Annotated in this window: 13 protein-coding genes; 4 read left to right on the top strand and 9 right to left on the bottom strand. The window is 50.6% G+C overall.

The features are described from left to right. The first annotated feature begins 282 nt into the window (after positions 1-282). Positions 283-1,209, top strand: coding sequence for an NAD(P)/FAD-dependent oxidoreductase (locus tag ACI32D_RS02530; protein WP_439775081.1), 927 nt, complete (start codon positions 283-285; stop codon positions 1,207-1,209). 48 nt (positions 1,210-1,257) lie between these two features. Then, entirely contained in the window at positions 1,258-1,917 is a 660-nt protein-coding gene (locus ACI32D_RS02535) for a VTT domain-containing protein (RefSeq protein WP_439775082.1), read from the top strand. Positions 1,918-1,988: 71 nt separating this feature from the next. Here the strand turns inward: ACI32D_RS02535 and ACI32D_RS02540 are convergent, their stop codons facing one another. From ACI32D_RS02540 to ACI32D_RS02565, 6 genes are all read right to left on the bottom strand, one after another. Next, on the bottom strand, positions 1,989-2,594 hold the full coding sequence (locus ACI32D_RS02540; RefSeq protein ID WP_439775083.1) for a TIGR01906 family membrane protein: 606 nt from the start codon (positions 2,592-2,594) through the stop codon (positions 1,989-1,991). Further along, positions 2,591-3,361 carry a TIGR01457 family HAD-type hydrolase gene (locus ACI32D_RS02545; protein WP_439775084.1) on the bottom strand — a complete coding sequence of 257 codons (771 nt, stop codon included), beginning with the start codon at positions 3,359-3,361 and terminating at the stop codon, positions 2,591-2,593. Before ACI32D_RS02545 ends, ACI32D_RS02540 begins: the two co-directional genes overlap by 4 nt. Next, entirely contained in the window at positions 3,358-3,948 is a 591-nt protein-coding gene (locus tag ACI32D_RS02550; RefSeq protein WP_439775085.1) for a YutD family protein, read from the bottom strand. The genes ACI32D_RS02545 and ACI32D_RS02550 overlap by 4 nt, the downstream gene beginning before the upstream one ends. Further along, positions 3,914-5,326, bottom strand: a complete 1,413-nt coding sequence (locus tag ACI32D_RS02555; RefSeq protein WP_439775086.1) for a bifunctional metallophosphatase/5'-nucleotidase — start codon at positions 5,324-5,326, stop codon at positions 3,914-3,916. The genes ACI32D_RS02550 and ACI32D_RS02555 overlap by 35 nt, the downstream gene beginning before the upstream one ends. 10 nt (positions 5,327-5,336) lie before the next feature. Next, entirely contained in the window at positions 5,337-5,669 is a 333-nt protein-coding gene (locus ACI32D_RS02560) for a hypothetical protein (protein ID WP_439775087.1), read from the bottom strand. A gap of 104 nt (positions 5,670-5,773) precedes the next feature. Beyond that, positions 5,774-6,775 carry a substrate-binding domain-containing protein gene (locus ACI32D_RS02565; protein ID WP_439775088.1) on the bottom strand — a complete coding sequence of 334 codons (1,002 nt, stop codon included), beginning with the start codon at positions 6,773-6,775 and terminating at the stop codon, positions 5,774-5,776. A 152-nt stretch (positions 6,776-6,927) separates the two neighbouring features. Between ACI32D_RS02565 and pepQ the strand changes: the two genes are divergently transcribed. Next, a complete protein-coding gene (pepQ, locus tag ACI32D_RS02570) occupies positions 6,928-8,034 on the top strand; it encodes a Xaa-Pro dipeptidase (protein WP_439775089.1) in 1,107 nt (368 codons plus the stop codon). A gap of 61 nt (positions 8,035-8,095) precedes the next feature. On the opposite strand, the gene ACI32D_RS02575 is transcribed toward pepQ, so the two are convergent. Both ACI32D_RS02575 and ACI32D_RS02580 read right to left on the bottom strand, forming a co-directional pair. Continuing rightward, a complete protein-coding gene (locus ACI32D_RS02575) occupies positions 8,096-8,482 on the bottom strand; it encodes a DUF1269 domain-containing family protein (RefSeq protein WP_439775090.1) in 387 nt (128 codons plus the stop codon). 16 nt (positions 8,483-8,498) lie between these two features. Beyond that, positions 8,499-8,924, bottom strand: a complete 426-nt coding sequence (locus ACI32D_RS02580) for a DUF948 domain-containing protein (protein WP_439775091.1) — start codon at positions 8,922-8,924, stop codon at positions 8,499-8,501. A 129-nt stretch (positions 8,925-9,053) separates the two neighbouring features. Here ACI32D_RS02580 and ACI32D_RS02585 point away from each other — a divergent pair, with 129 nt between their 5' ends. Beyond that, positions 9,054-9,905, top strand: coding sequence for a mechanosensitive ion channel family protein (locus tag ACI32D_RS02585; protein WP_439775092.1), 852 nt, complete (start codon positions 9,054-9,056; stop codon positions 9,903-9,905). A gap of 42 nt (positions 9,906-9,947) precedes the next feature. On the opposite strand, the gene ACI32D_RS02590 is transcribed toward ACI32D_RS02585, so the two are convergent. Continuing rightward, the gene (locus tag ACI32D_RS02590) at positions 9,948-10,568 is read right to left on the bottom strand and encodes an XTP/dITP diphosphatase (protein ID WP_439775093.1); all 621 of its coding nucleotides are present in this window, start codon (positions 10,566-10,568) and stop codon (positions 9,948-9,950) included. Between the last annotated feature and the right edge of the window lie 202 nt (positions 10,569-10,770).

The raw sequence follows: 10,770 nt of genomic DNA on the forward strand, positions 1-10,770 counted from the left end.
TTCGTCAAATTTGCTTTTTCATTCGTTTTATGATTGGTGCACCCGGCGGTGTTGTGACAGATAATTTTCTGCTTATATTTCTCTTTTCTGCCTTTAGCTGAAAAATTCGCTTTTTCAGGAAATAATAGTTCGATTTTTGCCGTTTTCAGCTTTAAATTTCTGTAACAAGTTTTTTACTTTTTTCGTTTCGCTTCTTAATTAATTTTGCCGGCGTTCTATGGTAAAGTTGTTTTAGTATATTTTCGAAAGGAGATCTCGCTTATCAAACAATATGATCTTGCCGTGATTGGTGCTGGACCAGTCGGCCTCTTCGCGGCCTACTTCGCCCGCCTGCATGGCTTAAAGACGGTTATCCTTGAATCCTTGAACGAACCGGGCGGCCAGCCGGAAATGCTCTACCCCTTCAAGAAGATCCTGGACATCCCTGTCTTCGATGAAATCACCGCCGCTGACTTGACCAAGCGCCTTTTAGGCAACTTGACCGACCAGGACCTGGTCACCGGCCACAAGGTCAGCCAGCTGGAGAAAACTGACGACTTCGTGATCGATAGCGAATACCAGGTCCGCAGCATTATCGTGGCAACTGGCAACGGGGCCTTCAAGGCTAAAAAGTTCCCACTCAAGGCAACCCCGGAGGCTGAAGACCACATCCATTACTTTTTCAAAAAGCCTGACCAGTTTGCCGGCCAGAAGATCGGCATCTTCGGCGGCGGGGACACGGCCCTTGACTGGGCCCAGGAGCTTTCCCAGATTGCTGACGTCACCCTCGTCCACCGGCGCGACCAGTTCCGGGGCATGGAAAGCAGCGTGGAAAACTTGAAGGCTGACCAAAAGGTGACCTTAAAGACCCCTTACCTGCCAAAGAGCATGCAGGTTAAAAATGATCAGCTGCAAATTTCCTTGAAAAAGGTCGGCGGAGATGAAGTCGCTCAGGAAACTTTTGATCAAATCCTGGTCGCCTACGGCTTCCGGGCCGACAACCGCTTCGTCAGCAAGTGGGGAGTTGACCTGGATCAAGGACTCATTTCTGTTGACCGGTCCATGCAAACCAGCGTGCCTGGCATCTATGCCATTGGCGATGCCTGCGGCTACCCGGGCCGGGTGCCAGTTATCGGGATCGGTTTTGGGGAAGCCCAGATTGCAGTCAACGCGATCATGCAAGACCTCTTCCCGGAAAAGAGCCTGACTATCCACTCAACTAGTATTTAGCTGAAAAAGTAAAAAGAAAAGTTAAGAAATAAGAACTGAGGTTAATACATGCCATTGATCGATTTTATCCTGCACATCGATGACCACTTGGTCACCATTGTCAACCAATTTGGGGCGGGAACCTACTGGATCATTTTTGCCATCATCTTTATCGAAACTGGTCTGGTCATCTTCCCCTTCCTGCCAGGTGACTCCTTGATCTTCGCGGCTGCCGCCATGGCCGCCAATCCAAAATACGGCTTAAATGTCTGGCTGCTCTACGTTACTGCCGCGGCTGCCGCCATTATCGGTGACAGCATCAACTACGAAATTGGCAAGTGGTCAGTCACTTCCGGGGCCAAGCACAGCTGGTTCAACAAGCTGATCAACGAAAACAACCGGCTGGCTGCGGAGAAATTCTTTGAACGACATGGCTCCATCACCATCGTGATCGGCCGTTTCATCCCCTTCATCCGGACCTTCGTGCCTTTCATTTCCGGGGGCAGCAAGATGCACTACCGGACCTTCGTCATTTACAACATCCTGGGCGGCCTGCTCTGGACGGCCCTCTTTACCAGCATCGGCTACTTCTTCGGCAACTTCCCAGTCGTCAAGGACCACTTCTCCTTGATCGTGATCGGCATCATCCTGGTTTCGGTCGTGCCAATCATGGTTGTGGCCTTGAAGAAGAGAATGACCATGCGGCGCGAGCAAAAGTTCGACAATTAAAGCAGACAAAAAATAAGGACCTGACGGTCCTTATTTTTTTCGGTCTATATTCTGTTTAAATACTTTCCAGCTTACTTTTTCAGCAAATACCGGGCCAGGTAGAGCTCATAAATCGCTCCGCCAACGGCAAAGCAGGAGGCAAAGAAACCTTCCGTCAAGACGTTGATGATTGGATCAGTCGCCGGGTCAAAAAGCCAGTTGTCATTGCGGAAAAAGAAAGTATGGAAGACCCGGAAGAAACTGTCAAAGTCGGTCAAGGCAAAAGGCATGACCACGACCGGCAGCAGCATCAAGAGCAGAGCTTGGGTCTGGGTCAATTTAATTGGCTTCTTGTAATTGCGAAAATAGCTGCTAAGGGCCAAACATAAGAGGAAAACCAGCTCGGCCAGAATAAAGAGATTCTTGACATCGGCAAAGTGGGAAGCCGCTGAAGCCGAAGTTGGCAAGTTGCTCATCTTGAGCTTGGTCTGACCGGGCCAGACCAGGTAAAGCAGGAGCTGGTTGTAATTGCTCATGACCTGGCCCACGGTCAGGTTGACCGTTTGGTGAGTCTTCTCCAGCAAGGTAAAAAGCAAAAGCAGGGGCCAGCTGACCACGATCGCGCCGACGACGGCACTGGAGACCGCGAATAGAAAATGAAAAAGGGGCTGGCCCAGTTTGCTCAAAAAATTTTTCATAGGCTAAATTCGTCCAAATTATTCACTAAATAAGTCGGCGGCGTGAGGCCGGCCAGGTCCGCCTTTTGGGTCACCCCGGTCAAGGTCAAAAGGGTGTCGACTCCGCTGTTGATTCCGGCCATGATGTCGGTTGGATAGTTGTCCCCAACGATCAAGGCTTCTTCCGCCTTTACGCCGGCTAAGTCCAAGGCGCGGTTAACGATGATGGCTTCCGGCTTGCCGATAAAAAGCGGCTTTTGCCCAGAGGCGACTTCCAAAGCCGCGCAAATTGAGCCGTTGCCTGGCCGCAGTTCCTTGCCCACCGGCAGGTTCTGGTCGGAATTGGTGCCAATAAAGACCGCCCCCCGGTGAATGCAGCGGGTGGCCACCATGAGCTTGTGGTAAGTCAAATCCGTGTCCATCCCCACGATCACGTAGTCAGGATTTTCCTCGTCATAGAAGAATTCCGGCCGGTCCAGGATTTCCTTCCACAGGCCAATTTGTCCAATGATATAGACACCGATCGGCCTTTTCGCCTCTTTTTCCAAAATATAGCTGGCCGTGGCCATGCTGGGCGTGTAGATCTTGGAAACATCCGTCTTGACCCCATGCCCGGCCAATTTGTCAGCCACCATCTGGGGCGTCCTGGTCGTGTTGTTGGTCAAAAATAAGTAGTCAAGGCCCGCCTCATCCAGGCGCTTGACAAAGCGGACGCCGGATTCAATAGTCTCCTTGCCCCGGTAAATCGTCCCGTCCAAATCAATCAAAAATAAGCGGTAATCTTTCACGGCTTCTTCTTTCTAATCACAAATGCCTTGTGCCGGCGGTTCTTCTTGCGGCCTTCGGCATAGCTGCCCTTCTTGGGCCGGCCGTCCTTGACCTTTCTCTCGGTAAAAGCCGCCTTGTTCTTCGGCCGCTTTTTGGCTGGCCGCCGGCGCTGGGTCGGCCGGGGCTTGCGGCTTGGCTGGAGGGACTCCAAGATGAAGTAAGGAGCGCCCGGGTTGCAGTATTCAGTCAAGTAGTCAACGATAGTCGACTTTTTCCGGTCAATGGAGGTCTTGACATAGTCATTGTAAAAGCCCCTAAGGCGCAGGTGCTCGCTGGAAACATCCCCGACCAGGTAATCGTATTGGTCCAGGTATGGATCGTACTTTTGCTTCAAGACTTCCCGGTCCAAGGCATCCCGCTGGTTGACCAAAAGGCGGTATTCGCGCTGGTTGATCACGACCTTTTCGCCGGCAACCACGACTTCTGCCAAAGGGTGGAGGGGCTTGGCTTCAGCTGTTTCTTCTTTTTGCTCTTTCCTGCCCCTAGCTTCTTTCAGCTTTTTCTCCTTCTCTTTATCTTTTTTCGCTTCTTTCTGCTCTTTCCTCAATAAGTTCACCTTCTTTTTTTACAGGATATTTGCGGCCTAAGTAGTCACCTACGACTTCCCTTAAGAACTGCGGGAAGAGGAATTCATTTTCACCGACGATGGCCAAAGTCGGGAAAAACGGAATCAAGACATAGTGGTCCAAGACGGCAATCTTGTACTCTTCTGCCGGATCCAGCAATTGCCCGTTGACGAAAACGTTCCTGGTCATCCGGTCATACTTGATCCCCTTGTAGTAGACCTCGCCAAAAATCTTTCCTCTGAAGCTCATCCCAATCAATGGGTAATGTTCCAAAAAATGCCGGTTTTTTTCCACTTCCATGACCAGCCGCCACAAGTCCCGGCCTAAAAGGGTGGTCCGGACGACATGCATCGGGTGCGGCAAGGCATGCTGGAGGTCAAACTGGTTGATGAGGCCGCTCTTGAACGGAGTCAAAAAGAGGCCTGTACTGAGCATGGCCAGGTCGGTTCCGGCAAAGTCAGCGATCGCTTCAAGGGAAACGTCAATAGCCGCCATTTTGTCATCCTTGAACTTCTCTGGCAAGTCTGCCACCTGCCGGCTCTGCAGCATCTTTTGCCCTTCATCATATAAGGCAGCAATTTCTGCTTCATCGCCTTCCTCACTTGGCAAATCCGCCACTGGCACAGTAGTTGGTTTAATCGAAAGGATCTTGTGGTCATCGCCGATTTCCAAGCTGATGTCGCCCACATAATTGCCCCACTTGCCCGTCTGGGTGATCCAAGTGTGGCCTTCCTTGACCCCTTTTTCCAAAAGGGTGTGGCTGTGCCCGCCCACGATCAGGTCAATTTCCGGGTAGTGCTTGGCCAGCCACTGGTCCATTCTGAGGCCCACGTGGGTGATCAGAATCAAGCAGTCGTACTTGCCGGCAATTTCCGGCAAAACCCGGTCCATGGTCTCGCCCAGCATCTTGATCTGCCAATGATTAGGCCCGTAAGTCAGCGGATAAGCGGCGGTTAAGCCCACTAGTGCCAGGCGGGTCCCCTTCTTGGTCTTGATGATCTTGTAGTCATTGGCCCAGGCCGGCCAGCTGCCGTCTTCTTCTCTGAGGTTAGACAAGAGGACCGGGAAGTTGGCGTGGTCAAAAAGCCGCTCCAAAACGGCATGGGGGTTGGAAATCCCCTCATTGTTGCCGATCGTAATGGCATCATAATGAAAGTCGTTCATCAAGCGGATGTTGGCCTGGCCTTCTGTAGCATCAGACAAGGGATGGGACCGGTCCATAAAGTCGCCGGCGTCAAAGGTCAATACCTGGTCGGCCGTCGCCGTTATTTGCACCTGGTGCAAATAACGCCTGATTTTTGGAAAATGCTCAAAGTGCGAGTGCAGGTCGTTGGTATGCAAAATCCGCAAAGTTTCCATTATCTTCCTCCTAGCCGATCTTGTTGGCTTTCAAAACCATTTCATAAGCATCCCTAACTGGACCTTTGGGCTTGTCCCATTCCACCCATTGCGGGTTCTCCCAGTCTTCTTCATTCATCAAAGTATGCAGCTGGTAGGCCTTGTTAATGTACTGCTCGTAGGTTTCCAGCGCCTTGGTACGCGGGATGTTGATAACCAGAATCCGCACATTCTTGATTAAGCCATTGTTGACGGCCAGTTCCGCGAAGCCATTTTGGTCGATGTTGGAAATTTCATAGTACTGGCTGCCGTCATTTCTGGTAATCTCTTCGATCAAGTCAAATTGCTCGTATAAGTGATCCATTTGTGTCCCCCATTCTTATAAAAAGATTGTAACACAAAGTTCAGTTGCCTTTGCCCGGACGAAACTAAAAGAGCCCGCCGTTTGGCAGGCTCTTTAGAAAAATCTTACTTGTTCAAGGTACTTTGCTTCTTGATCAGTTCGTATGGCAAAACGATGTGCTTGTCTTCCAGGCCTTCATCGTTCATCAGCTTGGTCAGCATTCTCATGGCCACGGCACCCAAGTCGTAGAGCGGCTGCTTGATCGTGGTCAAGGCTGGCCGGACAACTGAAGCGATTTGGGTCGCGCTGGCCGTAACGATTTCAAAGTCTTCCGGCACCTTAGCCCCGCGGTCCAAAGCTGAGTTGAGCAGGCCAACTGAGGAAACGTCCTTGGTGACGATGGCCCCGTTGATCCCCTTCTTGGCCAGTTCCGGGTAAAGGTTGTAGCCGTCGGAGTAGTCCTTGATGCTGTCAAAAATCTCGCAGCCTTCCAGTTCATTGTCAGCCACGAACTTCTCAAAGGCCGGAATCCGGTGGTCCCGGTTGATTGGCGCTTCCTTGTCGCCTACAACCAAGGCCAGCTTCTTCTTGCCGTCGTTTAAGAGCAGGTTCAAAGCTTCCGTGTCGGCCTTCTTGTAGTCGATGTTGACTGACGGAAATTCCAGGTTGTCGGAAACAGTTCCGGCCAAAACTACTGGCGTGTCGGTCCGCTTGAAGGCTTCAGCTGCTTCTTCAGACAGCTTGTTGGACATGTAAATGACCCCGTCAACCTGCTTGTTGAGCAAGCCTTGAATGACGGCGTCTTCCTTCATCAAGCGGTTTTCCACGCTGGAGATGATGATATTGTACTTGTACAAAACGGCAATGTCGTCGATCCCCTTTGACAATTCAGCGAAGTACAAGTTGGTCAAGTCCGGCACGATCAAGCCGACCGTTGTGGTCCGCTTTGAAGCCAGACCCTGCGCTACCGCGTTTGGTTGGTAGTGCAGACGCTTGATAACTTCCATGACCCGGTCACGGGTTTCCTTACGGACATTGTTGTTGCCGTTGACTACCCGGGAAACCGTGGCCATTGAGACCTTGGCTTCCCGAGCAACATCGTAAATGGTTACATCTTGCTTATGCATAATAACAGCCCCACCTATCTAAATACTAATTACTGATTTAATGATACCATGAGAACGCTTTTGGTGCAATCGCTTACAGCTACTTTTTCAGATTTTTTCAGTTTTTTTAGTGCTATACTGAGGTTAATTTCATTAGTAAGGAGAATTTTGCCATGAATTTAGACAAATTACAAAACTGGCTGCAGGAAAACGGGATGGACGTGGCCTACGTTTCCAGCCCGACTACCATCAACTATTTCACGGGTTTCATTACTGATCCTGAAGAAAGAATCTTCAAGCTTTTCGCCTTCAAGGACGCTGAACCCTTCCTCTTCTGCCCGGCTTTGAACTATGAAGAAGCCAAGGCATCTGCTTGGGACGGGGACGTGGTCGGCTACCTGGACAGCGAAGACCCATGGAGCAAGATCGCTGACGAAATCAAGAAGCGGACCAAGGACTATCAAAACTGGGCTGTCGAAAAGAACGGCTTGACGGTTGCCCACTACCAGGCCCTGCACGCTCAATTCCCGGACGCTGACTTCTCCAAGGACTTGTCTGACTTTATTGCCCACATCCGCCTCTTTAAGACAGAAAGCGAACTGGTTAAGATGCGCAAGGCCGGGGAAGAAGCCGACTTTGCCTTCCAGATCGGTTTTGAAGCCCTCAGAAACGGGGTTACCGAACGGGCAGTAGTCAGCCAGATTGAATACCAATTGAAGCTGCAAAAGGGCGTGATGCAGACCAGCTTTGACACCATCGTTCAAGCCGGCGAGAACGCGGCTAACCCCCACCAAGGGCCAAGCATGAACCAAGTTAAGCCAAACGAACTGGTGCTTTTTGACTTAGGGACCATGCACGAAGGCTACGCTTCTGACTCCAGCCGGACGGTTGCTTACGGGGAACCGACTGACAAGATGCGGGAAATCTACGAAGTCAACCGGACTGCCCAGCAAGCAGCCATCGACGCGGCTAAGCCAGGCATGACGGCCAGCGAACTTGACGGGGTAGCCCGCAAGATCATCACTGACGCTGGCTATGGTGAATACTTCATCCACCGCTTGGGCCACGGGATCGGGATGGAAGTTCATGAATTCCCATCCATCGCTAACGGCAACGACGTCGTTTTGGAAGAAGGCATGTGCTTCTCCATTGAACCAGGGATCTACATCCCAGGCTTTGCCGGCGTCCGGATCGAAGACTGCGGGGTCCTCACCAAGGAAGGCTTCAAGCCATTCACCCACACCAGCAAGGAATTGAAGGTTCTGCCGGTTAAGGAATAAGAATGAAAAACAAACAAAAATGACGAGTCTTGCGGCTCGTCATTTTTTATATTCGCGTTTACTATTCTTGATCTGGACTAGTCGGCGTGGTTGGTTCAGCCGGTGCACTTGGTTCTTCCGGCTTCTCTTCCCCTTCTTCGCTCTTTTCAGCATTGTCCAGGTCGCTGGCGTCTTGTTCGCCAGGCTGGTTAGCTGAATCATCGATTACGATGTCGTCGAAGTCCTTCAGTTCAGAATCATCTTCAATGTTCTTTGGGAAAGAAGCCAGTTGATTCTTCAAGATTTCCGTCCCGTTGTCGTACTTTTCCTTCAAGTCTTCAACGTTTGGATTGCTCTTAAGCTTGTCCTTGACTTCTTCAATCTTGTCGTCTGAGATCAGGCTGGCAGCTGCAACCCCAGCAGCAGCCCCAAAGACGGCCCCTAATAAAAAGCTACCAAATTTGCTCATGGTTGTTCTCCTTTTCTTAATCCTGACCCTTCCGCCGGAAATGTCTGGCAAAAGCCGACGTAATTACGGAAGTGATCATTCCCGTCCGGGTAAAGTGGGCATTGGAAACCTTGTTGATCATCTTCTTGGATGATTCGTTGATGTCTGAGACGCTTTGGCCCAGGTCAGCTGCGGCCTGCACGACCGGCTGCAAAGTTTCCATCTTGCCATTGACGTCTTGCAAAAGCGCGTCGGTCTTTTCCAAGAGTCCGCCGGTCTGCTTCATCAAGTCATCCATGTCGTTAGTCAATTTGGCCAAAGAATCATTGGTCAATTGGACTGTCTTCTCAGCCTCTTTCAAAGTCTTAGAAACATTAAGCAACATGGGAATCGTGAACAGGACCAGTACCAAAAAGGCAATGGCCGCGATCAAACCGGCTAAAGCGCCAAATGAAATTGTCATAGCTTGCTTCCTTTCCTTTCTAAAAAAAGTCTAGCATGAAAACGATTTAGACACAATCGAAAGATTTTCCGAAGTTTTTGCCCGCTTTTCTGTTATCCTTTAAGCATAGCTGAAAGGAGCATTTTTTCAATGAAAAATCTTGATTTCAAAATTGCCGGCATCTCCATCGACGTCGACAAGCTTTTTACCAGCGGCGTGACCATCCTCTGGAAGCTGCTGATTTCCACCCTGGTCTTCTACCTGGTCAGCCATTTTGGCCGCAAAATCATCAAGCGCTACCTGGACAAGCACAACGACAAGCTGGTCCTGTCAAAGAGGTCCCAGACCATCTCAGCCCTGGTGAACAGCCTCTTCCGCTACACCATGGTCTTTTTCTATGTCTACTCCATCTTGACCATCCTGGGCATCCCCGTCGGCACCTTGATTGCCAGTGCCGGGATCTTCTCCTTGGCCATCGGCCTTGGCGCCCAGGGCTTCATGAGTGACCTGGTCAACGGCTTCTTTATCTTAAGTGAAGGCCAGTATGACGTCGGCGACAATGTCGAAATCGGCACTGAAACCGGGACCGTGACCCAGCTGGGCCTCAGAACCACTCAGATCGTCACCACCGATGGTACCTTGATCTTCATCCCCAACCGGCAGATTTCCATCGTCAGAAACCTGACTCACGGCGGGATTGGCCTTAACCTGGACATGAACCTGGATGCGGACACCGACCTCAAGCTGCTGGCCAGCCTGCTGGACCAAGCTGATGAAAAGCTGCTTGACTGGCACGACAAGCTGGTCAGCGGGCCAACCCAAATTGGGGTTGTCAGCCAGCAGGGGCAGACCATCACCTACCGGGTCCACTTCCAGGTCAAGCCGGGCTTTGAAGGCAAAATCCGTCAGGCCTACTGGCAGACCTACCTGCAGTACTTACGGGTCAACCAGATCAAATTTGGCCAGGAACCAGTCATCATCAACAATAGTAAAAAAGCTTGATCTAAAAATGCTGAGCCGCGGCCCAGCATTTTTTATTTGATCTTAGTTGAATTGAGCGAACCAGGCTGGCAGTTCTTCGATCAAAGCCTTGACTGCCTTGCCCCGGTGGGAAACTTCGTTCTTTTCTTCAGTGGTCATTTCAGCGAAAGTCTTGCCCTTGCTTGGTACGTAGAAGAGCGGGTCGTAGCCGAAGCCATCCTTGCCGCGAGGAATTGCCAGCACTTCACCTTCGCAGGTGCCAGTTACAACCAGGTCCTTGTCTTCGTGGCCTGGCATGGTCAAGACCAGGGTAGTGACAAACTTGGCTTGACGCTGGTCTTGCGGAACCCCGCCCAAGGCTGCCAAAAGCTTGCCGTTGTTTCTAGCATCGTTGTGGGCTTCACCGCCGTAGCGGGCTGAGTGAACGCCAGGAGCGCCATTCAGTTTCTTAACCCGCAAGCCTGAATCGTCAGCCAAAGTTGGCAGCTTGCTGAAGTCTGCCAAAGCGTGGGCCTTCAGCTTAGCGTTGGCTTCAAAAGTCGTGCCCTTTTCGTTGACGTATGGCGGGTTGTCCAAATCTGCATTTGACTTAAGCTCGATGTCCAGACCAGCCTTCTTGAAAGCTTCCTGCAATTCCTTAACCTTGTTTTGATTATCTGTAGCAAACAATAGTACTTGAGTCATATAGTGCTCCTATCATTTCAAAAAATAAAAAATCTCTCTACTGAAATTTTACCACTTATTCAAGCCTTTTCGAACTTACAAAGAGAGTAATTTCTGCTATTTTCACCGCTTTTTCAGTCCTGGAGAACTTTTTTCTATTTTCCGGCGATTTCCTAGCCTTTTTCTAAAACTTGTTAAAAAATTTCACCATCCTGTAATATTT

The sequence above is a fragment of the Lactobacillus sp. genome (assembly GCF_051873315.1).
Classification (GTDB): Bacteria; Bacillota; Bacilli; order Lactobacillales; family Lactobacillaceae; genus Lactobacillus.